Annotated in this window: 24 protein-coding genes; 9 read left to right on the top strand and 15 right to left on the bottom strand. The window is 73.8% G+C overall.

Features of this window, described 5'->3' with window-relative positions; all coding sequences use genetic code 11:
* Positions 1-16: 16 nt before the first annotated feature.
* Positions 17-721: a Type 1 glutamine amidotransferase-like domain-containing protein gene (locus R2737_07055; GenBank protein MEZ5116009.1), complete on the bottom strand. Its 705-nt coding sequence runs from the start codon at positions 719-721 to the stop codon at positions 17-19.
* A gap of 60 nt (positions 722-781) precedes the next feature.
* Between R2737_07055 and R2737_07050 the strand changes: the two genes are divergently transcribed.
* The 3 genes from R2737_07050 (at position 782) to R2737_07040 (ending at position 2,356) form a co-directional block, all read left to right on the top strand.
* Positions 782-1,621 carry an SDR family oxidoreductase gene (locus R2737_07050; GenBank protein MEZ5116008.1) on the top strand — a complete coding sequence of 280 codons (840 nt, stop codon included), beginning with the start codon at positions 782-784 and terminating at the stop codon, positions 1,619-1,621.
* Positions 1,622-1,753: 132 nt separating this feature from the next.
* Positions 1,754-2,038, top strand: coding sequence for a metal-sensitive transcriptional regulator (locus R2737_07045; GenBank protein MEZ5116007.1), 285 nt, complete (start codon positions 1,754-1,756; stop codon positions 2,036-2,038).
* Positions 2,039-2,149: 111 nt separating this feature from the next.
* Positions 2,150-2,356 carry a cation transporter gene (locus R2737_07040; protein MEZ5116006.1) on the top strand — a complete coding sequence of 69 codons (207 nt, stop codon included), beginning with the start codon at positions 2,150-2,152 and terminating at the stop codon, positions 2,354-2,356.
* 153 nt (positions 2,357-2,509) lie between these two features.
* On the opposite strand, the gene R2737_07035 is transcribed toward R2737_07040, so the two are convergent.
* The 12 genes from R2737_07035 to R2737_06980 all read right to left on the bottom strand — a co-directional run bounded on the left by R2737_07035 (position 2,510) and on the right by R2737_06980 (position 16,418).
* Positions 2,510-3,640 carry an LppX_LprAFG lipoprotein gene (locus R2737_07035; protein MEZ5116005.1) on the bottom strand — a complete coding sequence of 377 codons (1,131 nt, stop codon included), beginning with the start codon at positions 3,638-3,640 and terminating at the stop codon, positions 2,510-2,512.
* A gap of 340 nt (positions 3,641-3,980) precedes the next feature.
* Entirely contained in the window at positions 3,981-4,268 is a 288-nt protein-coding gene (locus tag R2737_07030; protein MEZ5116004.1) for a Dabb family protein, read from the bottom strand.
* A gap of 51 nt (positions 4,269-4,319) precedes the next feature.
* Positions 4,320-5,102 (bottom strand): hypothetical protein, encoded by a 783-nt coding sequence (locus tag R2737_07025; GenBank protein MEZ5116003.1) that lies wholly within the window; start codon positions 5,100-5,102, stop codon positions 4,320-4,322.
* 492 nt (positions 5,103-5,594) lie between these two features.
* Entirely contained in the window at positions 5,595-6,377 is a 783-nt protein-coding gene (gene pstB / locus R2737_07020) for a phosphate ABC transporter ATP-binding protein PstB (protein ID MEZ5116002.1), read from the bottom strand.
* A gap of 61 nt (positions 6,378-6,438) precedes the next feature.
* Positions 6,439-7,512: a phosphate ABC transporter permease PstA gene (gene pstA / locus R2737_07015; GenBank protein MEZ5116001.1), complete on the bottom strand. Its 1,074-nt coding sequence runs from the start codon at positions 7,510-7,512 to the stop codon at positions 6,439-6,441.
* The gene (gene pstC / locus R2737_07010; protein MEZ5116000.1) at positions 7,512-8,426 is read right to left on the bottom strand and encodes a phosphate ABC transporter permease subunit PstC; all 915 of its coding nucleotides are present in this window, start codon (positions 8,424-8,426) and stop codon (positions 7,512-7,514) included. The genes pstA and pstC overlap by 1 nt, the downstream gene beginning before the upstream one ends.
* Before the next feature lie 175 nt (positions 8,427-8,601).
* Positions 8,602-9,696, bottom strand: a complete 1,095-nt coding sequence (gene pstS, locus R2737_07005) for a phosphate ABC transporter substrate-binding protein PstS (GenBank protein MEZ5115999.1) — start codon at positions 9,694-9,696, stop codon at positions 8,602-8,604.
* A 196-nt stretch (positions 9,697-9,892) separates the two neighbouring features.
* Entirely contained in the window at positions 9,893-10,822 is a 930-nt protein-coding gene (locus tag R2737_07000; GenBank protein ID MEZ5115998.1) for an NUDIX hydrolase, read from the bottom strand.
* Positions 10,823-10,853: 31 nt separating this feature from the next.
* Complete coding sequence (locus R2737_06995) at positions 10,854-12,419, bottom strand: CYTH and CHAD domain-containing protein (GenBank protein ID MEZ5115997.1); 1,566 nt, start codon at positions 12,417-12,419, stop codon at positions 10,854-10,856.
* The gene (locus R2737_06990; GenBank protein MEZ5115996.1) at positions 12,416-14,557 is read right to left on the bottom strand and encodes an RNA degradosome polyphosphate kinase; all 2,142 of its coding nucleotides are present in this window, start codon (positions 14,555-14,557) and stop codon (positions 12,416-12,418) included. The genes R2737_06995 and R2737_06990 overlap by 4 nt, the downstream gene beginning before the upstream one ends.
* A 62-nt stretch (positions 14,558-14,619) precedes the next feature.
* Positions 14,620-15,606, bottom strand: a complete 987-nt coding sequence (gene mshD / locus R2737_06985; protein ID MEZ5115995.1) for a mycothiol synthase — start codon at positions 15,604-15,606, stop codon at positions 14,620-14,622.
* On the bottom strand, positions 15,603-16,418 hold the full coding sequence (locus tag R2737_06980) for a response regulator transcription factor (protein MEZ5115994.1): 816 nt from the start codon (positions 16,416-16,418) through the stop codon (positions 15,603-15,605). Before R2737_06980 ends, mshD begins: the two co-directional genes overlap by 4 nt.
* Positions 16,419-16,517: 99 nt before the next feature.
* Here R2737_06980 and R2737_06975 point away from each other — a divergent pair, with 99 nt between their 5' ends.
* From R2737_06975 to R2737_06950, 6 genes are all read left to right on the top strand, one after another.
* Complete coding sequence (locus R2737_06975; GenBank protein ID MEZ5115993.1) at positions 16,518-17,330, top strand: alpha/beta fold hydrolase; 813 nt, start codon at positions 16,518-16,520, stop codon at positions 17,328-17,330.
* Complete coding sequence (locus R2737_06970) at positions 17,327-17,833, top strand: thioredoxin family protein (GenBank protein MEZ5115992.1); 507 nt, start codon at positions 17,327-17,329, stop codon at positions 17,831-17,833. The genes R2737_06975 and R2737_06970 overlap by 4 nt, the downstream gene beginning before the upstream one ends.
* A 256-nt stretch (positions 17,834-18,089) precedes the next feature.
* Positions 18,090-18,527: a DUF4395 domain-containing protein gene (locus R2737_06965; protein ID MEZ5115991.1), complete on the top strand. Its 438-nt coding sequence runs from the start codon at positions 18,090-18,092 to the stop codon at positions 18,525-18,527.
* A 131-nt stretch (positions 18,528-18,658) separates the two neighbouring features.
* Positions 18,659-19,216 carry an FABP family protein gene (locus R2737_06960; protein MEZ5115990.1) on the top strand — a complete coding sequence of 186 codons (558 nt, stop codon included), beginning with the start codon at positions 18,659-18,661 and terminating at the stop codon, positions 19,214-19,216.
* An 18-nt stretch (positions 19,217-19,234) separates the two neighbouring features.
* On the top strand, positions 19,235-19,678 hold the full coding sequence (locus R2737_06955) for a Fur family transcriptional regulator (protein ID MEZ5115989.1): 444 nt from the start codon (positions 19,235-19,237) through the stop codon (positions 19,676-19,678).
* A 7-nt stretch (positions 19,679-19,685) separates the two neighbouring features.
* On the top strand, positions 19,686-20,750 hold the full coding sequence (locus R2737_06950; protein ID MEZ5115988.1) for a folate-binding protein: 1,065 nt from the start codon (positions 19,686-19,688) through the stop codon (positions 20,748-20,750).
* Between the two features lie 49 nt (positions 20,751-20,799).
* Here the strand turns inward: R2737_06950 and dtd are convergent, their stop codons facing one another.
* The gene (gene dtd / locus R2737_06945) at positions 20,800-21,273 is read right to left on the bottom strand and encodes a D-aminoacyl-tRNA deacylase (protein ID MEZ5115987.1); all 474 of its coding nucleotides are present in this window, start codon (positions 21,271-21,273) and stop codon (positions 20,800-20,802) included.
* A gap of 1 nt (position 21,274) precedes the next feature.
* The gene (locus R2737_06940) at positions 21,275-22,663 is read right to left on the bottom strand and encodes a hypothetical protein (protein MEZ5115986.1); all 1,389 of its coding nucleotides are present in this window, start codon (positions 22,661-22,663) and stop codon (positions 21,275-21,277) included.
* Positions 22,664-22,750 lie beyond the last annotated feature (87 nt).

The raw sequence follows: 22,750 nt of genomic DNA, 5'->3' as shown, positions 1-22,750 counted from the left end.
GCCTCCCGCCTGATCCTCAGGGGATCGTGACCGTGCTGCCCGCGGGGTACTCCTCGCGTCGGCCGTGCCCGAGCAGCCAGGCCGAGCTGCGGCCTCGCACCGTCCACTCGTGCGGTCCCCCGACGAGGGCGGTGTCCTCGTCGACGCCGACGATGGCCACCCCGTCGGGAGCGTGCAGCAGGTAGCGGGTGAGCAGGTCGGGGACCCGTCCGAGCATCCGGTCGAAGTGCGGGATGACGCGGACGTGCGGCAACAGGCCGAGGCCGTCGACGTGGGCAGGACCGGACAGCCGCGGCCGGATGTGCGGGACCCAGGTGGACATCGCCATCGCGCCGGCGCTGCAGCCGGCCAGCGCGGCGCCGGCCTGCCAGGCGGTGACGATCGCCTCCCAGACCGCCGTGCCGGCGAGGGTCTCGGCCAGGTAGGCGGGGTTGCCGCCGCTGAGGTAGACCAGGCCGGCGCCCGCGACGAGCGCGGCGTTGTCGGGGTCGTCGGCGGACGCGCGGTCGGTGACGGGAACCCAGACCTGCTCCACGCCGATCCGCTCGGCCTGGGCGGCGCCGAGGTCGCGCCACCGGCCGAGGGACGCCGGGCCCTCCGGGGCCGCCGCGGTGGCGAGCTGGACGTACCGCGGCGGGCGGCCGGCGATGAGGCCGGCCTCGAGGTCCTGCATCACCGGCAGGTACTCCCCGGAGCCGACCAGGGCGAGGGGTCCGGGCACGTGGGGAGCGTACGTCGGGGCGGGGTCGACCGCGCGCGGACGCCGCGTACGGTGACCGCCATGACGACCGCGTCGCCCGCCTCGCCCGCCATCCGTCCCGCCGCGCGCGGCGGTGCCCCCGGGCCCGACGGGGGGCGGGGTACGGCCGTGGTGACCGGGGCCGGCCGCGGGCTCGGACTGGCCATCGCCGACCGGCTGGCCGCGGAGGGCTACCAGGTCGTCCGTACCGACGTGGTGGGAGCGGACCGGGTGCTCGACGTACGCGACCCCGAGGCGTGCCGCGCGCTGGCGCGCGAGGTCGACCCGGAGGTGTGGGTCAACTGCGCGGGGGTGCTCGGCGCCGGCGACGCGGCCACCCAGCCGGACGACGTGATCGACACGGTCGTAGGGGTGAACCTGCTCGGCGTGATGCACGGCACGCGTGCGGCCGTGGCGGTGATGCGGTCGCGCGACGGCGGTCGCGGGCGCGGGCACGTCATCAACGTCGGGTCGCTGGCGTCGTGGGTGCCCGTGCCGGGCGAGTGCGTCTACGCGGCGACGAAGGCCGGGGTGCTGTCGTTCACGCTGGGGCTCAAGGCCGAACTGCGGGCGGCCGGGGTGCGCGGCGTGGGGCTGTCGGTGGTGTGCCCGGACGGGATGCTGACGCCGATGATCACCGAGGTGCTGGACGACCCGGCGGTGGCGCTGTCGTTCACCGGGCTGCGGGTGGTCACGCCGGCGGAGGTCGCCGAGCGCGCGGTGGGGCTGGTGGACCGGCCGCGCACGGTCGCCAGCGTGCCCCGCTGGCGGGGGGCGCAGGTCCGGCTGTTCGGGGCGGTGCCGGACCTGGTGCTGCACGCGGCGCCGCTGTTCGCCCGGATCGGCCGGCTGAACCAGGCCAAGGCCCGGCGCGACGCGTGACGCCCGCCTCCGCGGGTCGCGCGGGGGAGTGGCGGGAATATACCCAGGGGGGGTATGGTTGTCCGCATGGTGAGCACCTCGACGACGCCCCCGACCCCGCCGCTGCCCGAGGCGCACGACGCGCTGCACGGCGTGCGGCCCGGCTACGCCGACCGCCGCGCCTCCCACGTGGCCCGGCTGCGGCGGGTTGAAGGGCAGGTCCGCGGGCTGCAGCGGATGGTGGACGAGGACGTGTATTGCATCGACGTCCTCACCCAGGTCGCGGCGGCCACGCGGGCGCTGCAGTCGTTCGCGGTCGCCCTGCTCGAGGACCACCTCAGCCACTGCGTGGCCGAGGCCTGCGAGCGTGGCGGCCCGGATGCCCAGGCCAAGGTCGAGGAGGCCACCGCGGCCATCGCCCGGCTGCTGCGCGCCTGACCGCGGCCCGCCTGAGCGCCGACCCGCCCCGACCGTCCCACCGCCCGACCACACGACCCGAGAGCGTCGTCCCCGACATCCGGCACCGACCCGACTGCGAGGAGAGCTGCAGTGAGCACCACGGCCACCTACACCGTCACCGGCATGACCTGTGAGCACTGCGTCAAGGCCGTCACCGAGGAGATCTCGGCCCTGGCCGGCGTCGAGAGCGTCGACGTCGTGCTGGAGACCGGTCTGGTCACCGTGACCAGCGGGCAGCCGCTGGCGGTCGACGACGTGCGCGCCGCGGTCGACGAGGCCGGCTACGACCTGGCCTGAGCTCCCCAGAGCGGGGCTCCCGCCCGGTGCAGCCCGGGCCTGCCCGCGCCCCCTTCGTGCCCACGGAATGAGTCCGCACGTTGCTTGCGGCCCGGATTCGGGTCGTCAAGCAACGCCCAGACTCATTCCGTCCTAGGGGACGGTCAGGCGGAGTCAGGCGCTGAGCTGGCCGCCGGTGCCGGTGGCGCCGCTGAGGCCGCCCTGCCCGTCGCCCGCTGCGCCCCCGAGGCCGAGGCCCCCGAGGTCGCCGAGGCCGAGGTCGCCCAGGTTCAGGTCCTGCAGGCCTAGCTCGCCGAGCAGCGAGCCGAGGTCAAGGTCCTGCAGACCCTGCAGGTCCAGTCCCTGAAGGTCCTGCAGCCCCAGGTCGCCGGCGAGGTCGCCCAGGTTGAGGTCGTCGAGGTTCAGGTCGCCCAGCCCCAGGCCCTCCAGCAGGGAGCCCAGGTCGCCGGCCTGACCGCCACCGAGGCTCCCCAGCAGTCCGCCCAGCAGACCCTGCGGGTCCGTCACGACCTGATCGGCCGGGGGCGCGGTCACGTCGACCGGGACGCCGAAGTCGGTGAACGAGAGGGTGGACGTGACGCTCATCGTGCCGCCGAGGTCCATCTGCTGGGACACGCGCACGACCCGGTCCGCGTCGTCGACCCACACGGTGACGACCGCCGGCTCGGCATCCGTCGGCCGCGTCCCGAGGCCCAGGCCGAGGTCGCCGAGCACGTCGGTCGGCAGACCGGAGGAGGCCAGTGCGGCCGCCAGGTCCAGCGTGGCGACATACCGGGTGGTCTCGACGCCGTCGATCGTCTCGGTGCCGTCCTCGGTGACCGTGCCGAACTCGCGCAGGCTGTCCAGCACGTCGTCCGGCGCCAGCCCGTCCGCGACGGATCCGTGGGCACCGGCATCGCCCTCGACGGGCATCGCGTACCAGCTGTCCGAGACCGACGGCACCTGGACGTACACGGTGTCCGCAGTGGCGATCTGGCGCACGGTCCCCAGCGGGCCGAGGTCGAGGGTGAACTCCCCGGTCCCGTCCGCGTAGTCCACGACCCCGCTGCCCGTGATGCTGGTCTCGGTGCCGTCCACGGTCACGGTCGCGTCCATCGACACCCGGGAGGTGCCCGCGGCTCGGGTGGCGTCGGCGGCCTGCTGAACCACGACGTGGGCCGCGGGAGCGGCGGACAGGGTGCCGGGGAACCCGCCGCTGCAGCCGGTGAGGGCGAGTGCGGTGGCGGCGGCTCCGGCTGCGACGACGGCGAGCCGGGTACGACGACGGGGGGCGGGGCGGGTCACGGCGGCACGGCTCCTCGGGTGCGGCGTCGAGGTCCGGATGCGGGTGGTCCGGCCTCATGGGTCGAGGGACCCGGGGGTCGCCGGGTCGCCTCCTAGTGGACCACGTCGGGCGCCGCCCGGTTCCCCCCGCCCGGGCACGGAGGCATCCCGCTCCGGTAAGGATCCGATCAACCCGCCCCCGCCGCCGCTCTGCCCCGCCACTTGGGCACACGATCCGCATAGCGGATCGTGTGCCCAGGTTCGGCGGCGTGTCGCGGGCGGAGTCGGTCACACGATCCGGGTCAGGGGACGGGTGGTGCGGGTGGTGCTGGCGACCCGGCCGGGATTCAGACGCGGGGATTCAGGCGCCAGCCTCGAAGTCGACGGCCGCGCGGGCCGCCATCCTGGGGGCCAGCCACGCACCGAACTCTCGGTGCAGCGGATCCTCGGCATACGCGACCAGACCCTCCAGGTCGTCGTGCGTGGTCACCAGGGCGACGTGGAAGCCCGCCGGGTCGTGTCCGACGTCGACCCCGGCGGTCAGAGAGCGGAGCGTCGGTATGCGCCCCCGCAGGCCCTCGAGCCGTCGCACCACCTCGTCGGCGTCGGCGGGCTCATGCAGCTGGAAGAGGACGGAATGGGTGATCACGGGGGAATCCTGCCCGAGACGCCCGGCCCCCGTAGCGGTCGTCGCCGTGACTCAGGCGGCCCGGTCCCAGAACCCCGCGCGCTTGAGGGCGGCACCTCGGTCCAGTGCGGCCAGGACCCGCTGGGCCACCATGAGCGGGGCCTGCATGATCTCGTCCCACGTCCATCGCACGACGATGAGGCCGAGGGCTTCGAGCCGGTCCTGTCGTTCCCGCTGGGCGGCCAGCCGCGCGGCCATCTCCGTCGGTCCGGTGCCGTACTTCGCCATTCCGTCCGCCTCCCCGACCACCCCGTACGTCGGCCAGCCGAGGTCGCCGCGCATGACCCCCTGTGCGTCGCGGAACTCCGGCTGCAGAACGGGGGCCGGGACCCCGCGCGCCACCAGCCGTATGCGCGACAGCGACTCCAGCGGGCTCTCCGCTCGGCCGTCTGCGTCTCGAAGCACCAGACCCTTGCGGCTCCGGTGCCGCAGAGACCGCAGCCGGACCAACTCGGCGTCAAGTTGCTCCCGCGTCGCGTCCCCGGTGTGGAGCACGTGGTCCACCACGGCGATCCCCCAGTCCCGCGGCAGGTCGTCGAGCGCCAGCAAGACGGTGAGCGCGGGGGACGACGTCGGCAGCCCGTCTATGACGTCCGCGTCGGCCGCGCTGAACGGGTGCGTATGGATCACCGCACCTGCCAGGGCCCGGTGGTCCGAGCCCGGGGGCCGCAGGAGGTGCAGCCGTGAGTCGACGTGCTGGGGCAGCGGGTAGCGGCGGACCCGGCATGCCGTCACGTGGGCTGCGACCGCTCCGCGGGGTGCGGCGAGGATGGCCGCCGCGGTGTCGATCCGCACGCGGCCGACCGGATCGGGTAGAGCGGCATCGAGCACGTCTCGGTCGACGTACACGCCCCGCCGCAAGGGGCGCCACAGGCCCCTCTCGACCAGGCGCCGGGCAAGGTGGGGCGGTACGTCAGCGGCGAGGGCCTGGGCGCGAGTGAAGGCGCCGCCCTGCGAAGCGGCGATCACGGCCATGGCTTCGCGGGACTCCCGCAGGGACTGGCCGGCTGTCAGCGATCCGCGCACCGGGTCAGAGTGCTCGTCCGGCGCGCCTCCGGTCCGTCCCGCAAGGTGGGCTGTGGATGCACGGGACCGGGTGGGGATGGCGGCGTTGCCGCACCGTGCGCCCCCGCGGCCTACGCCGTCGACGTCTCAGGCGCCCCTTACGTCACGGGACCCGGATCGTATGCCCGACTTCAGCCGCGACACGCCGCCCAACCTGGGCACACGATCCGCATAGCGGATCGTGTGCCCGAGAAAAGGGTGGGAAGAGCGGGGAGGGAGGGGTCAGCCGAAGCGGCCGGAGATGTAGTCCTCGGTGGCCTGGACGTCGGGCTTGGAGAAGATCTGGGCCGTCGGGCCCATCTCGATCAGGCGTCCCGGCTGTCCGACGCCGGCGAGGTTGAAGAAGCCGGTGGTGTCGCTGATCCGCGCCGCCTGCTGCATGTTGTGCGTCACGATCACGATCGTGTACTGCTCCTTCAGCTCCAGGATGAGGTCCTCGATCGCCAGCGTGGAGATCGGGTCCAGCGCCGAGCAGGGCTCGTCCATCAGGACCACCTGCGGCTCCACGGCGATGGCGCGGGCGATGCACAGCCGCTGCTGCTGCCCGCCGGACAGCCCGGACCCGGGCCGGTCCAGCCGGTCCTTCACCTCCTCCCACAGGTTGGCGCCGCGCAGCGACCGCTCCACCACGTCGTCGAAGTCGGACTTCTTGGTGCCCTTGCGCCGCTCCAGCTTCAGGCCGGCGACCACGTTGTCGTAGATCGACATCGTCGGGAACGGGTTGGGCCGCTGGAAGACCATGCCGATGGTGCGCCGCACGTTCACCGGGTCCACGTCGGGGGCGTAGATGTCTTCTCCGTCGAGCAGCACCTTGCCGTCGACCCAGGCCCCCTCGATGACCTCGTGCATCCTGTTCAGGGTCCGCAGCACGGTCGACTTGCCGCACCCGGACGGCCCGATGAAGGCGGTCACGGCACGGGGCTCGATGGACATCGAGACGTCCTCCACGGCCTTGAACTTGCCGTAGTAGACGTCCAGGTCGGCGACCTCGATGCGCTTGGACATGGGGACGATTCCTACCTTCGGGACGCGGCCGGGACGGACGGGCGGGACGAGCGCACCGGACTCACCGGGCCTTCGGGGCGAATCGCCGGGCGACCAGCTTCGCCGAGACGTACATGACCACCACGAACAGGATCAGGACCAGCGCGCCAGCCCAGGCTCGGGCGATGGCGGCGTCGGTGCCGTAGCCGATCTGCGACCACACGAACAGCGGGAGCGAGGCCTGCGGACCGCTGAACGGGTTCCAGTTCATGTTCTGCGACAGGAACGTGGTCAGCAGCAGGGGCGCCGTCTCGCCGGCGACCCGGGCGACGGCCAGCATGACCCCGGTCACGATCCCGCCGAGCGCGGTCGGGATCACCACGCGCAGGATCGTGCGCCACTTGGGCACGCCCAGGGCGTACGAGGCCTCGCGCAGGTCGTTCGGCACGATCTTGAGCATCTCCTCGGTGGTCCGCGTGATCACCGGGATCATCAGGACCACCAGGCTCAGCGCGGCCGCGAAGCCGGAGCGGTCCAGGCCGAGGGTGAGGACCAGGCCGGTGTAGACGAACAGACCGGCCACGATCGACGGGACGCCGGTCATGACGTCCACGAAGAAGGAGACGGCCTTCGCCAGCCGGCCGCCGCCGTACTCCACCAGGTAGATGGCGGCCAGCACTCCGATGGGGACCGCGATGACCGTGGCGATGAGCACCTGCTCGATCGTGCCGACCAGGGCGTGTGCGATGCCCCCGCCGACCGCGCGGGGGCTCACGTTGCGCATGTCGTTGACGAGGAACTGCAGGTTCAGCGCCGAGATGCCCCGCTGGATGACGCTGAAGAGCACGGCCACGAGGGGGACGACCGCGATGACGAAGGTCGCGTACACCAGGGTCGTGGCGAGTCGGTCGACGGCGTGTCGACGTCCCTCCACGAGGAAGCTCCACGAGGTCAGGCCGACGAGGAACAGCAACACGGCGACGGTCGCCGTGCCACCCCACCCCTCGATACCGGTGACCATCGCGAGCAGGAATGCGAGGACGACGGCGGCGGCGCCTGCCGCGTACGGCGCCCAGCGAGGCAGTCGGGCGCCGCGGAGCCGGGCGCGCAGGTCGACGTCGCCCGCGGGCCGGGTGGTCGTGGTCGGGTCGCTCATCAGTTGGCTCCGGAGAACTCGCGGCGACGGGCGATGACCAGCCGGGCGATGATGTTGACGGCCAGCGTGATGAGGAAGAGCACCAGGCCCGCTGCGATCAGCGCGGACAGGCCGTTGGAGCCCGCCTCGTTCCACTTCAAGGCGATGTTCGCGGCGAACGTGTTGCCGCCGGGCTCGGTGATGTGCCAGTTGATCTCGAACACGGCGGACAGGATCAGCGCCACCGCGATCGTCTCGCCCAGCGCGCGGCCCAGGCCCAGCATCGCGGCCGAGATCATGCCGGCGCGACCGAAGGGGAACACCGCCTGCCGGACCATCTCCCACCGGGTCGCGCCGAGGGCGAGGGATGCCTCGATGTGCGCCTGCGGCACCTGGACGAAGACCTCGCGGGTCACCGCCGACACCGTGGGCAGGACCATGATCGCGAGGACGACCCCCGCGACGAAGATGCTCTTGGTGTAGATGCCCAGTTCGTTGTTGAACAGCGGGATCCAGCCCAGGTAGTCGTTGAGCCACTCCTGGATGCCCTGCAGGTTGGACATCAGGAAGTCCAGCCCCCACAGGCCGAAGATGATGGACGGGACCGCGGCCAGCAGGTCCACGACGAACGCCAGCGCGGCGGCGAGGCGGCGGTGCGCGTAGAACGCGATGAACAGGGCGATCCCGATCCCGACCGGGACGGCGAGGACGAGGGCCATGACGGAGGTCATCAGCGTCCCGAACGCCAGTGCCGCGATGCCGAACACGGGTGGGTCCGCGTCGGGGAGCCACTGGGTCTCGGTGAAGAAGTTGGCGCTGTTGTCCTGGAAGGACGGGATCGCCTTCCAGATCAGGAAGGCGCCGATGGCGCCCATGATGACCAGAACCAGGATGCCGGCACCCCGGCTGACCCCTGAGAAGACGCGGTCTCCCACGCGAGTCCCCTTGCCCCGCAACGCGATCGGGTCGTGTCCGTCCACGGGATCGTGCAGGGTATGGGGCTGTGGGCTTGCCACGGTCGCGTCCTCTCCGGGTGGATCCGGGTGGATCCGTGTGGATCGACCGAGGGGAGGGGCCCGACCGGCAAGCCGGCGGGCCCCTCCCCCCGTGTCAGCTGCTCAGCGCGTCGACCGAGGCCTGGACCTTGGTCAGCAGGTCCCCCGTGATCGGCACGTAGCCGATCTCGGTCAGGATCGACTGGCCGTCGCTCGCGGCGTACTTCAGGAACGACTTGGTCAGGTCGAGCTGGTCGGCCGGCAGGCCCTTCTCGCAGGTGATCTCGTAGGTGAGCAGCACGATCGGGTAGGCGTTGGCCTCCTTGATCGTGTAGTCGAGGGACAGGGTCAGGTCGTTGCCCGTGCCCGTGACCTCGGCCGCCGAGATCGTCGTGGCGGCGTTCTCGCTGGTGGCCTCGACGGCGCCACCGCCGTTGTCCACCGCCACCGCGCCGAGGCCGGCGTCCTGGATGTACGACAGCTCGACGTAGCCGATCGAGTTAGGGGTGCTCTTCACCGAGGAGGTGACGCCGTCGGAGCCCTTGGAGCCCTGGCCGCCCGGGGCCAGCCAGTCCTTGCCCGGCTCGAAGGTCCACGCGGTCGGTGCGGCGGCCGCCAGGTACTTGGTGAAGTTGTCGGTGGTGCCCGAGGAGTCGCTGCGGTGGAACTGCGCGATCGAGGCGTCCGGCAGCGTCGCGCCCGGGTTGAGGTCGGCGATCGCCGGGTCGTTCCACTTCGTGATCGTGTTGGCGAAGATGCCGGCGATCACGTCGGGCGTCATGACGAGGGAGTCGACGCCCTCGAGGTTGTAGGCGACGGCAATGGCGCCGCCGACCATCGGGATGTTGATCGCGGGGCCGGCGCTGCAGCGCTCGGTGGCCTTGGTCAGGTCCTCGTCCTTGATGGCGGAGTCGGAGCCGGCGAACGAGGTCTGGGCGTTGATGAAGTCCTGGACCCCGGCACCGGACCCGTTGGGCTGGTACTCGATGGTCGCGTCCGGGCACTGGGTCTGGTAGCCGTTGATCCACTCGGTCATCGCGTTGGCCTGCGCGGACGAGCCCGAGGCCTTGATGCTGCCGCTCACGCAGTCGGCGGAGCCGGCGGCGCCGCTGGTCGTCGAGCCACTGTCGGAGCCGCTGGAGCAGGCGGCGAGGACGAGCACGCCGGCGGTCAGGGTCGCCGCGAGGGCGACGGGTCGGGTGAGCTTCACCCTGGTCCTCCTAGGTCGGAGAGATCGTGTCGTTGTCGATACGTCTCGGACGCTAGGGAGGGGTGGTGTCACGAACGGGTGCGCCAGGTGACCCGGAGGTGAACGCCCCCCGACGACACGGCGACGACGCTGCCGACCCCGCGATGCGGGTCACACGTCGCGCCGGCGAACTCGGGGTGACCCGCGGGTGACTCGCTCAGTGGTCGGGCGGCCAGGCCTCGTGCCGCTCGACCGCAACCACCCGTACCGCTCCGTCGTCGTCGAACGCGCGGTGCAGCACGACGAAGCCGGCGGGCGGCAGCTTGGGGTCGACCGTCGGGTCCTCGGGGTCCACGCCGGGCAAGGTGGCCACGGCGCCGAGGATCGAGGGCAGCACCGGGCGGTGGCTGCACAGCACCAGGGGCTCGGGTCTCGCCGCCAGCGCCAGGGTGTGCCTGGCAGCGGCCTTGGGTCGGCGTTCGTGCCCCTTCTCGTTCACCCAGCGGTCGGTGCGCACGTCGGTGTCGATGGACTTCGCGTAGCGCCGCACGGTGTCGACGCAGCGCCGCGAGTCGCTGCTGTGCACCTCGCGGATCCCATACGCCGCCAACAGGTCGACCAGTGCCTTGGCCTGGGTCCGGCCACGACCGGACAGCGGACGTCGGCCGTCGTGCTTGCCCTTGAAGTCGTGCCGCTTCTGCGCCTGCGCGTGCCGCAGCACGATCATCGGGGAGGTCGGGGGCAGTGCCGCCGCCCTCCGGGCCAGGTCCACGTCGTCGGCGTACGACAGTCGCAGCGCCGCGACCGGCACGGTGAGCCAGCGGATCTCGTCGACCTCGTCGCCGGGGGTGAAGCCGACGCTGTCGCCGATGGTGGCCGCCCAGTAGTGCACGACCTTCGGCTGTCCGAAGGCAACGTAGGCGCGCACCTCCAGCGGCGGCCCCAGGACGGGGACGTAGCCCGTCTCCTCGTCGCACTCGCGCACCGCCGCAGTGACCACGTGCTCGCCGCTGTCGAGCTTGCCCTTGGGCAGGGACCAGTCGGCGCGGTGCGGGCGGTGGAGGACCAGGACCTCGGCGCCGCGTCGGCCCGGGCGCAGCAGCACGACGCCGGCAGCCCGGACGACGTCCTCACCGAAGTCCTCCACCGCACCCCCTGCCCGTCGACCGGTCGCCGCGTCAGTCCAGCGTGGTGCGCCGCAGGGTACGCCGAACGCCGGGCCACATCTCCTCGAAGTCGAGGCGGTAGACCAGCTCGTTCTGCTCCTCGACCGCGTGCAGCAGCCCGAGGGCGAAGCCGGTGGGGCCGTCGACGCCGTCGTGCGTGGACAGCTCGCGCAGCGTGGTCTGGCCGACGTAGGCGTCCTGGTGGAGGCCGAGCAGCTCCGTGACCTGCTCCAGCGCGGTCGCCACCCGCTCGGCCCGGCGTCCGAAGACGGGCACCGCCGCCTCCGCGGCGTAGCGGGCCCGCTTGGCCGTGATGCGGGCGCGGTGCCAGCGCCGGCTCGCGCCGCCGAACTTCAGCCGCTTGACGTCGCGGATGAGCTGCTCGTTGGCCTGGGCCACCAGCGGCGGGAGCGCCTTGCTGCACCGAGCAGAGGCCGCGTCGGTCAGCTGCGGAGCGGCAGCCGCGTCGACCAGCGTGCCGAGGAGTGCGAGGTAGCGGTCGGTGCGCAGCGCCGCCAGCCCGGCGGTCCGCCCGGACTCCAGCCGGGCGCGGAGCCACGGGTCGATGGCGGCCCGGGCGCGCGCCGCGTCCGCCGGCGCGAGGTGGTCGGCGTGCTCGTCCAGCCGCTCCAGCAGGACTTCGGTGTCGCGCGCCAGGCCGAGCTCGCCGGCGATCCAGCCCAGTTCGTCCCGCAGCTGCTTGCCCCAGTCGCTGTCGACCAGGGGCGCGAACTCGCGCAGCCCGCTGCGCAGCCGCCGGGCCGCCACCCGCATCTGGTGGACGGCGTCGGGCAGGTCGCGGCGCATCCGCACGTCCTGCAGCAGCAGGCGTCGCACGTGGGTCGCCAGGTGCGCGCGGACGGCGTCGCCGGCGGGGTCCTTCGGCCGGACCCGGCCCGGCTCGGGCACGTCCGGGGGCTGGGCGGCGGCGGCGCCGAGCGCGGACGCCGCCTTGGACGCGGCGGATGGGGTGGCGCCGAGCGACACCAGCAGGTCGGCCACCCGGTCGACCACGGCGTTGCCGGCCGGCTCCAGCGCCTCCACCTCGATCTCGCGGAACTGGTCGCGCTCCTCGTCTCCCACGGACACCGTGACCCGGTCGTCGACCAGCTCCGCGACCGCGTGCCCGTCGGCGTCGAGCAGCAGGTACGGGGTCCGCACGGTGGTCAGCGCCACGACGGGGACGAGCGGGGCGCCGCGGACCAGCGCGGTCACGATGTCGGACAGCGCGGCGGGGACCCGTCCGACCCGCCCGGCGCGCAGCGGCAGCCGGACCTCGTCGCGCACCCCGGGCGCCTCCCCGTCCACGGGGAGCTTCAGGTGCCAGCCGGCGTCCGAGCCGCCCTCGCGGCGGCGCAACGTGACCTTCCAGCGGAACAGCCGCAGGTCCTCGGTGTCGTGGTAGACCGCCCGCAACGTGACCGGGTCGCCCGGCTCGACGGTAGCGACGCCCTTCACCGCCCCGGCCAGCTCCGGCAGCGCGAAGTCGTCGCCGACGCGCAGCTTGCGCTCGACCTCGCGCACGACCTCGGGACGGTCGGGCTCCGCCGGGTCCGGGTCCTCGGTCGGCTTCGTCACTTGTGCTTCCCCCGCACCTGCTTGAGCCGGATCAGTGTCTCCTGGTAGTCGACCAGCGGCTCACCCTCCTGGTCGCGCAGCCGGCGCTCCCAGCTCCCGTCGGCGCTGAGGTGCCAGGACGCGGTGCGGGGGTCCAGCGCGAAGTCGAACAGGTTCGAGATCTCCTCGATGTGCTCCGGAGCCCCCAGGGACACCAGGGTCTCGACCCGGCGGTCCAGGTTGCGGTGCATGAGGTCCGCCGAGCCGATCCACACCTCCGGGTCGCCGCCGTTGAGGAACTCGTAGGCACGCGAGTGCTCCAGGAAGCGACCGAGGATGCTGGTCACCCGGATGTTGTCGCTGAGCCCCGGCACGCCCGGCCGGACCGCACAGATGCCGCGCACCCAGATGTCGACCGGCACCCCGGCCTGGGAGGCGCGGTAGAGCGCGTCGGTGATGCGCTCGTCCACGATCGAGTTGCACTTGAAGCGGATCCGCGCGGGGCGCCCGGCACGGTGGTGCTCGATCTCGCGCTCGATCCGCTCCACCAGCCCGATCCGGATCGAGTGCGGCGCCACCAGCAGCCGGTCGTACTCGGTGCTCATCGAGTAGCCCGACAGCACGTTGAACAGCCGGGCCACGTCCTCCCCGACGACCGGGTCGGTGGTGAGCAGCCCGTAGTCCTCGTACAGCCGGGCCGTCTTGGGGTGGTAGTTGCCGGTGCCGAGGTGGCAGTAGCGGCGCAGCACGTCGCCGTCGTCGCGCACGACCATCGACAGCTTGCAGTGGGTCTTCAGCCCGACCAGGCCGTAGACGACGTGGACGCCCGCCTGCTCCAGCTTGCGGCCCCAGGAGATGTTGGCCTGCTCGTCGAACCGGGCCTTGATCTCGACCAGCGCGAGCACCTGCTTGCCGGCCTCGGCCGCGTCGATGAGCGCGTCGACGATGGGGGAGTCGCCGCTGGTGCGGTAGAGCGTCTGCTTGATCGCCAGCACGTGCGGGTCCGCGGCGGCCTGCTCCAGGAAGCGCTGCACGCTGGTGGAGAACGAGTCGTACGGATGGTGCACGAGGACGTCCCGCTGACGCATCACGTCCAGCACGTCCGGGGGCGACGCGGTCTCGACCTCGGACAGCTCCCGGCTGGTCTTGGGCACGAACGGGGTCTGCTTGAGGTCCGGCCGGTCCAGCGCGTAGATGCCCCACAGGCCGGTCAGGTCCAGCGGCCCGGGCAGCCGGAAGACCTCCTGCTCCGAGACACCGAGCTCGCTGACCAGCAGGTCCAGCACGTACGGGTCGATCGACTGCTCGACCTCCAGCCGCACCGGCGGGCCGAACCGGCGGCGGGTGAGCTCCCGCTCCAGCGCCTTGAGCAGGTTCTCCGCGTCGTCCTCCTCGACCTCGAGGTCCTCGTTGCGGGTCACCCGGAAGGTGTGGTGCTGCAGCACCTCCATGCCCGGGAACAGCTCGCCGAGGTGGGCGGCGATCACGTCCTCGAGGGGGACGAATCGCTCGTGCCCGAGGTGGATGAACCGGTCGAGCAGCGGGGGGACCTTGACCCGTGCGAACAGCTCGGTCCCGGTGGCCGGGTTGCGCACCACGACGGCCAGGTTCAGCGACAGCCCGCTGATGTACGGGAACGGGTGGGACGGATCCACGGCCAGCGGCGTGAGCACCGGGAACACCCGCTCGCGGAAGAGCACGGAGACCTCGGAGCGCTCGAGCTCGGTGAGGCCGTCCCAGCGCAGGATCTCGATGCCCTTGTCGGCCAGCTCCGGCAGCACCTCGCGCCGGAAGTCCTCGGCCTGCCGCAGCATCAGCTTGTGGCTGCGCTCGAGGATGGCCTCGAGCACCTCCCGGGGGGTCAGCCCGCTGGCGGCCCGGACGGCGATCCCGGTCGCGATCCGGCGCTTGAGGCCGGCGACGCGGACCATGAAGAACTCGTCGAGGTTGCTGGCGAAGATGGCGAGGAACTTGGCCCGGTCGAGCACCGGCAGGTCGGGGTCCTCGGCGAGCTCGAGCACCCGCTGGTTGAAGGCCAGCCAGGAGATCTCCCGGTCCAGGAACCGGTCCGCGGGGAGAGCCTCGGCGGGGGACTCCTCCGACTCGGGCTCGGGGGCGACGGCGGGCACCGCGGCCACCGTGAGCTCGTCGGTACTCATGGCGGTGATCGTCCCACAGGGTGGGGGTCCCGTGAGGGGCCCTCCGGCCTGTCCGAGGTCGGTCAGCGGCGGTACAGCACGTCGGTGTCCCAGCGGGTGAACCCCAGGCCCTCGTACACCCGGATCGCGGGGATGTTCGTGGCGTCGACGTACAGCATCGCGGCGGGCAGGCCGATCCCCCGCAGGTGCTGCAGCCCGGCGACGGTCAGCGCCCGGCCGAGGCCGTGGCCCTGCTCGTCGGGGTCCACGCCGACGACATAGACCTCGCCGATCGGCTCGTGCCCGTGCTCCAGGTGGACGTGCGGCGGGTCGTCCGCCCCGCCGTCGCCGTGGACGTGCACCTCCCCGCCGTGCACCTTCGTCCAGTGGAAGCCGACCATCCGCCCGTCGCGCTCTGCCACCAGGAACCCGTGGGGGTCGAACCACGGCTCCTGCATCCGCCGGCACAGGTCCTGCTCGGTCCAGCCGCCCTGGTCGGGCAGCTCGACGAACGCCCGGGCGTTCAGGCGGACCCACTCCGCCTCGTCCCGGCCGACCTCGAAGGTGCGCAGCGAGACCCCGGGGGGCAGGGCCGGGCGGGGCAGCGGGGCGTACAGCGACCGCCGCATCTGCCACAGCACCCGCGTCCGCTGGAAGCCCATGGCCCGCGCCAGCCGGCCGGACGCGGCCTGCTCCCCGTGCGCCCACAGTCGCATGGCGCCGTCGGAGGTCTCCCCGAGCAGGGTCTCGACGATCCGCCGGCCGACGTGGCGACGCCGGTAGCGGGGGCTCACCGCGAGCTCGGCGCTGGGGCCCTCGACCGGGTCGGTGACGTCGAGGTGGCCGTAGCCGGCCAGCTCCTCACCCGTCGGCTCGTCGGCCCAGACGAGGACGTGCCGCACGTCGTAGTCGCCGCCGTAGCGCAGGTGCAGCATCACGTGCTCGGACAGCGGGCGCACCCCGTCGGCCTCGGTCACCCGCTCGATGAGCAGGGCGACGCGGTCCACCTCGACCGGGTCGAGCCGGGTGAGGACCTCGGTGCGCAGGGGGGCCGCGGGCCCGGGGGTCACCGGCGTGCCGGCCGGGAGGCCCCCGGAGCCGACGCCGTGGCCCACGCGGCGCCGGGCACGGGGTCCCCGTCCGCGGCCCGGGCGTCCGTGCGGTCCGTCTCGTCGTCGGCCAGGGTGGCGCGGGTCGCCTCGTCGGTGCGCTCGGGCACGAACCGGTAGCCCACGTTGCGGACGGTGCCGATCAGCTGCTCGTGCTCGACGCCGAGCTTGGCCCGCAGCCGGCGGACGTGCACGTCGACCGTGCGGGTGCCGCCGAAGTAGTCGTAGCCCCAGACCTCCTGCAGCAGCTGGGCCCGGGTGAAGACCCGGCCGGGGTGCTGGGCGAGGAACTTCAGCAGCTCGAACTCCTTGAACGTCAGGTCCAGGGCCCGGCCCTTCAGGCGCGCCGTGTAGGTGGCCTCGTCGACCACGAGCTCCCCGCTGCGGATCTGGTCCGGCTCGTCGCCGCGGCCGCCCTCGGCCTGGGCCAGCCGCCCGACCGCGAGCCGCAGCCGCGCCTCCACCTCGGCCGGGCCGGCGGAGTCCAACAGCACCTCGTCGATGCCCCAGTCGACGTGGACGGCGGCCAGGCCGCCCTCGGTCGCGACCAGCACCAGGGGGACCTCCACGCCGGTCTGGCGGACCAGCCGGCACAGGCTGCGCACCTGCGGCAGGTCGCGTCGGCCGTCCACCAGGATCAGGTCGCACGGGGGAGCGTCGATCAGGGCACCGACCTCGGCGGGCAGGATCCGCACGTGGTGGGCCAGCAGGCCCAGCGCGGGCAGCACCTCCGCCGACGGCTCGACCGAGTGCGTGAGCAGCAGCAGCCGCACGCCGCACCTCCTCGCTCGGGGGCCCGGTGGGGCCCGGAAAGCACACCGGGGACCCGGAGGCGTCGTCGCCCGGATCCCCACCCAGGACAATAGCCCACCATGCGGACCGACCCCGCGGCCCACCTGGAGCGGCGCACCCTCGTCACCGACGACGGGATCCCCCTATCGGCCGCGCACCGCCGCGGTCCCTCCGACGTCGCCGTGGTGCTCGCGCACGGGTTCTCCGGCTCGTGGCGACGCCCCGCGGTGCTGCGGGTGGTCGAGGGGCTGGCCCCGTACGCCGGGGTCGTGGCCGTCGACCTGCGCGGCCACGGCGCCTCCGGCGGGCGGTCCACCCTGGGTCACCTCGAGGTCCTCGACGTCGACGCGGCGCTGCGGTGGGCGCGGCTGCTCGGCTATCCGACGGTGGTCACCGTCGGCTTCTCCATGGGCGGCTCGGTGGTGGTCCGGCACGCTGCCCTGCACGGCGGGACCGACGCCGTCATCAGCGTGAGCGGGCCGGCGTACTGGTACTACCGCGGCACCCCGGTGATGCGGCGGCTGCACCGCGCCGTGGACAGCCGCGTGGGCCGGGCGGTCGTCCGCACCGCGCTGCGCACCCGGCTGGACCGGCCGCCCTGGCCGGATCCGCCGCCCATCCCGCCGGTGGAGGCCGCCGCCCTCCTCGGCCGTACGCCGCTGCTCGTGGTGCACGGCGACCAGGACCGGTTCTTCCCGCAGGAGCACGCGACCGCGCTGCACACCGCGGCCACCCGCGCGGCCGGGGCGGACGTCGCGGAGCTGTGGTGGGAGCACGGCTTCGGGCACGCGGAGGCCGCGATCCCGGCGGAGCTGCTGGACCGGATGGGGCTGTGGGCGCGGATGCGGACCGGGAACAACGCGCTGCCCTCCCCGCGTTGGCGAGCGTCATGACCGGTGTGTGGGTGGTCCTCGCGGTGCTCGCGGCGGCGACCGCGTTCGGGCTGTGGCGCCGCGCCACCGACGGCCGGGTCCGCGACGTCCCGACAGCCGGCCCGGTCGCGGTGCCACCCGCGGGCGCGCCGGTCCCGGTGCCTGACGATGCCGCCCCGGTGGCTGTGGACAGCCCGGACGCCGCGCACCACGGCGGGGAGCGGCTCAGCGCGGCCGACCTCGGTGGTCCGCTGGGGGAGCGGGCCACGCTGGTGCAGTTCTCGACCGCGTTCTGCGCCCCCTGCCGCGCGACGCACCGGGTGCTGGACGAGATCGCAGGGATGGTCCCCGGCGTCGCCCACGTCGAGATCGACGCCGAGTCCCACCTGGACCTGGTCCGCCGCTTCGACGTCCTGCGCACCCCGACGGTGCTGGTCCTCGACCGCGACGGCGCGTTGCGCAAGCGGGCCTCCGGCCTGCCGCGCAAGGCCGACGTCATCGCGGCGCTGGGCGAGGTGCTGTGACCTGCACGGCAGTCCCTCCTGCGAGGACTTCGCAACTGACACAACGGATTCCAGCATGCGGACGCGGGTTTCTCCGACCGGCGCGGCGCGGGTACGGTCCGCCGTCATGACCGGGACCGTCCTCACTCGGCGCCGGGCCGTGGACCACGGCCACGTCGCCTCAGCGGTCTGTCGGCGCTCCTGAGCGACCGCGGCGCCGTCGGTGCCGGGTCGCCCGCCGCCGACCCGTCCCCACCGACACCTCCCGGAGTCCCCCGTGCAGATCGACCCCCGTGGTCCGCGCTTCGGCGCGGCCGTCACCACCGTCGTGCTCGCCCTGTCCCTGGTCTGGCTGCCCGCAGCGGCGGGCGTGGCCCTGCTGGCCGCCCAGACCGTCGTCTTCGCCCTCGGCGCGCTGGTCGGGCTCGGCGCCCAGCCGTACGGCATCGTCTTCCGGCGCCTGGTGCGCCCGCGGCTGGGTCCCCCGGTCGAGCTGGAGGCCGCCGCGCCACCGCGGTTCGCCCAGGCGGTGGGTCTGGCGTTCGCGCTGGCGGCGCTGCTCGCCCTGCTGGCCGGGGCCACGGTGGTCGCCACTGCCGCGGTCGGACTGGCACTGGCGGCCGCGTTCCTCAACGCGGCATTCGGCTACTGCCTGGGCTGCGAGGTGTACCTGCTCGCCCGACGGGTCCGGGCGCCTCGGGCTGCCACCCGCTGACGGCTGGCTAGACTCGCGGCCGTGGACGCCGTCGAGCTCTTCTACACCGGTCTGCTCGTCCTGGCCGTGCTGGTCATCGTCTGGTTCTCGGCGTACGTCGTCTACAAGCTCTACAAGGGCCAGGGCTGACCGTGCCCGGCGGGGCCGCGGCCGACGGGTCGGCCGAGTCCTCGCGCCCCGACCTGCCCGCGGAGCTACTGCCGCTGTCGTGGCTGATCGGCCGCTGGATGGGGGTCGGGCTGGGCCAGTACCCCACCATCGACGACTTCCGCTTCGCGCAGGAGGTGCAGTTCAGCACCGACGGCCGCCCCTTCCTGAGCTACTGGTCGCGCAGCTGGCTGCTCGACGACGACGGACAGCGGGTCCGGCCCACCGCCACCGAGACCGGGTTCTGGCGGCCCCGCCCGGACAACCGGGTCGAGGTGACGCTGACGCACCCCACCGGGTACGTGGAGATCTGGTACGGCCGGGTCGAGGTCACCGAGATCACCGGCGACGTGATCACCGGCGCGCGGGCGGAGCTGCGCACCGACCTGGTCGCCCGGACCGAGTCGGCCAAGCCGTACGAGGCCGGGCACCGGCTCTTCGGACTGGTCGAGGGCGATCTGCTCTGGACCTACGACATGGCCGCGGTCGGGCAGCCGCTGCAGAACCACCTGTCGGCGCGGCTGCGCCCGGCGCAGGACTGACCGGACCGGCGGACGGCCATGGCGGGAACCGACGACTGGGACCGGCGGTTGCGGGCCGGGGGCTACCGGATCACCCCCCAGCGCCAGCTGGTGCTCGAGGCCGTCAACCAGCTGCGGCACGGCACGCCGGACGAGATCCTCGCGGAGGTCCAGCGCACCGCCACCGGCGTGAACCTGTCGACGGTGTACCGGACCCTCGAGGTGCTCGAGGACGTCGGCCTGGTCACGCACGCGCACATCGGGCACGGCGCACCGACCTACCACACGGTCGAGGAGGAGGCGCACATCCACCTGGTCTGCGACCGGTGCGGGCGGGTGGAGAGCGTCGAGGCGGCCGTCGCCGAGCCGTTCTGCCAGGCACTGCTGGAGCGGCGCGGCTTCGTCACGGACGTGACCCACGTGTCCGTGCACGGCATCTGCCGCGACTGTGCCGGGAAGACCGGGACGGGTCCGGGTCGTTGACGTCCGTATGACCGACCGCACCGCGACACGTCCCCCGTCGGCCACGCTGGCGCTGCCCGGCGCCTGCCCGCCCCCCGACGGCAGCCCGGACGCGGGAGTGCCGTGGCACTACGGGGACCCGCACCGCGAGCAGCGGTCCCTCGCTGCGGGCGCGGGCGCGGTCGACCTGTCCCACCGCGGCGTGCTCACGGTCACCGGACCCGACCGGGCCGGCTGGCTGCACAGCCTGACGACGCAGGCGCTGGAGACGTGGGGTGCGGGGGACAGTGCGCTGGCGCTGATCCTCAGTCCGCACGGCCACGTCGAGCACGAGCTGCACCTCGTCGACGACGGGCAGACCACCTGGATCACGGTGGAGCCGGGCACTGCGCCGGCGCTCGCGGCGTACCTGGACTCGATGCGCTTCCTGATGCGGGTGGAGGTCGCCGACGTCACCGACGCGTGGGGCGTCGTGGCGGAGCCGGTCGACGGACCGGATCCGGACCGCGTGACCTGGCTGGTGCCCCCGGACTACGCGGGGACCGGCAGCGTCGACGCGGGTCGGGATCGTGGCGGGGACGCCTCGCGGTACGTGCCCCTGCGCCCGGCCGCGTTCCCCGGCCGCGAGGTGCTGGTGCCCCGCGCTGCGGTCGCCGACCGGGTGGCCGGCTCCGGGGCGCCCGCGGGGACCTGGGCCCGGGAGGCGCTGCGGGTCGCGGCCGCCGTCCCGCGGCTGGGGTTCGAGACCGACCATCGCACCCTGCCGCACGAGGTGGGCTGGGTCGGGCCGGCAGTGCACCTGGCCAAGGGCTGCTACCGCGGTCAGGAGGCGGTGGCGCGGGTGCACAACCTCGGTCGGCCCCCGCGCCGGCTGGTGCTGCTGCATCTCGACGGCAGCACCGGCGAGCTGCCCGGGCACGCGGACCCCGTGCTGCTGGACGGACGCGAGGTGGGGTGGGTGGGCTCGGTCGCCCGGCACCACGAGCTGGGACCGATCGCGACGGCGGTGGTCCGCCGGGCCACGCCCACCGACGCCGTGCTGGTGGCCGGCGGAGTGCCGGCCGGCCAGGAGGTCGTGGTCGCGGCGGGGTAGCCGCCGCGACAGGGTGGGCCGCGGCGGGGTAGCCGCCGCGACGGCGACGTCACAGCTCCAGGGAGACGGTGACCGGGCCGTCGTTGGTCAGCGACACCCGCATGTCGGCGCCGAACACCCCGGTCTCCACCCGCGCGCCCCGGCGCCGCAGCTCGGCCACCACCTCGTCGACCAGCGGAGCGGCGACGTCGCCGGGGGCCGCCGCGTCCCAGGTGGGTCGCCGGCCCTTGCGGGTCTGGCCGTACAGCGTGAACTGGCTGATCACGAGCAGCGGCAGCCCGAGGTCGGAGGCGGACAGCTCCCGGGGACCGTCGGGAGGGACGTGCCCGTCGGCAGCGCGGACCCGCGCGGACTCGAACAGCCGCAGGTCGTGCACCTTGGCCGCCAGCCGGCGGGCGACCTCGGCGGTGTCGTCGTGGGTGACGCCGACGAGGACGACCAGTCCTGGTCCGTCGAAGGACCCGACGACCTCCCCCGCCACCTCGACGCGGGCGCCGTCCGCCCGCTGCACCACCGCCCGCATCTCAGTGGCCGAAGAAGCCGCGCTTCTTCTTCTTGTGCGGCTCCGGTGGCGGTGTCGGGCGAGGCGGGGCGGGCCGGGGCGCGTTCGGCAGTGCCTCGTCCGCGTCGCTGAGGCTGGACAGCTCGCGCAGCAGCGCGGCCGCGTCGGCGGGGTCCAGCGGGGCCGCAGGGGGCGGTGTGGGCACCGGCGGCGGGGGCGGCGGGGCGGCCGCGTCCGCCGCGGCGGCCGCGGGCTGCGCGGGCGGGACCTGCGGGTGCTCGGCGGCCAGCGGGCCCTCCTGCACCATCGCCGTGAGCAGCGAGGAGGCCTCGTGCGCAGCGTCGGGGTCGTACGCGGCGGCGGGTGCCAGCGGCGGAGCCGTCGGCTCGGGCGCGGGTGCCGGCTCGGGCAGTACCGGCGGCTCGAGGGATCCCGGAGGCTCGAGGGATCCCGGCGGCTCGACGGGTGCCGGTGGCTCGACGGGTGCCGGTGGCTCGGCAGCCGGGGCGGGCGGGGGTGCGGGCGGCTGGGCCGGCGGCTCGACCAGCCGCTCGTCCGGCGGCTCCGCCGCGGCGGGAGGTTCCGGTCGGGCCTGCTGCGCCGGTGCCGCCGGTGCGGTCGGTGCCGGCTCGGGCGGGAGCTCGGCGGCGGCCTCGGGGCGGGTCGGCGGCGCGACCCGGTCGACCTCGACCCGGTCGACCTCGACCCGGTCGACCTCGACCAGGCCGGAGTCGGCCAGCGCCTGCAGCATCTGGCCGGCTTCGTGCACGGTGAACCCGCACTCCTCGGCCAGCGTCGCCAGCGACCGGCGGCCGTCGACCTTGCACAGCAGCGCCCAGTCGTGCGGTCCCAGCACGACGTCGGCGTCGAACGTGCTGCCGGTGGACAGCCGCGGCACCGCGGCGGGGCCGCCGAACGCGGCGATGACGCTCTGCCAGCGCTCGTCGCGGACGCGGGCCGCGTCGACCAGCTCGTCGACGTCGACCGGGGGCGCGACGTCCTCCCGGGTCTCGTCGCCCGGGTGCTCCTCGGCGCCGGAGACCTGCCACTGCAGCAGGTCGGCGATCTGGTCGCGGATCTGGTCCAGCACGAACCCGTCGACCACCGACCGGTCGACGAAGCCGAGGTGGACCAGCAGCTCCCCGACCCGCCAGCCGGGCAGCTGGGTGCGCTGGACCTCCAGCGCCTCCGCCAGCGCGTCCGGGCCGATGATCCCCGCCGACATCAGTCGGACGCCCAGCATGGGGCGCCGGCCGGGGACCTGGACCGCGTAGACCTGCCCCTCGCGCATCCACACGTGCGCCGTGAGGCCCTCGGGCCCGTGCAGGACGAGGCTTCCGGTGAGTCGGTGCTCGGCGGACCGGTGCAGGAGGGAGCCGACGCCGTGGTCCTGCGCGCCGTCGTCGGACATCAGCCCTCCCCTCCCGTCCGCCCCCGCGAGCCGTCTCGGCCCTCCCGCGAGCGTACGCAACACCGCCCGACGTGGCATCGGTCTCGC

The sequence above is a fragment of the Candidatus Nanopelagicales bacterium genome, assembly GCA_041393815.1.
Taxonomy (GTDB): domain Bacteria; phylum Actinomycetota; class Actinomycetes; order S36-B12; family JAWKJK01; genus JAWKJK01.
The sequence above is the reverse complement of the archived record's forward strand: the minus strand, read 5'-3'. Positions and strand labels throughout refer to the sequence as shown.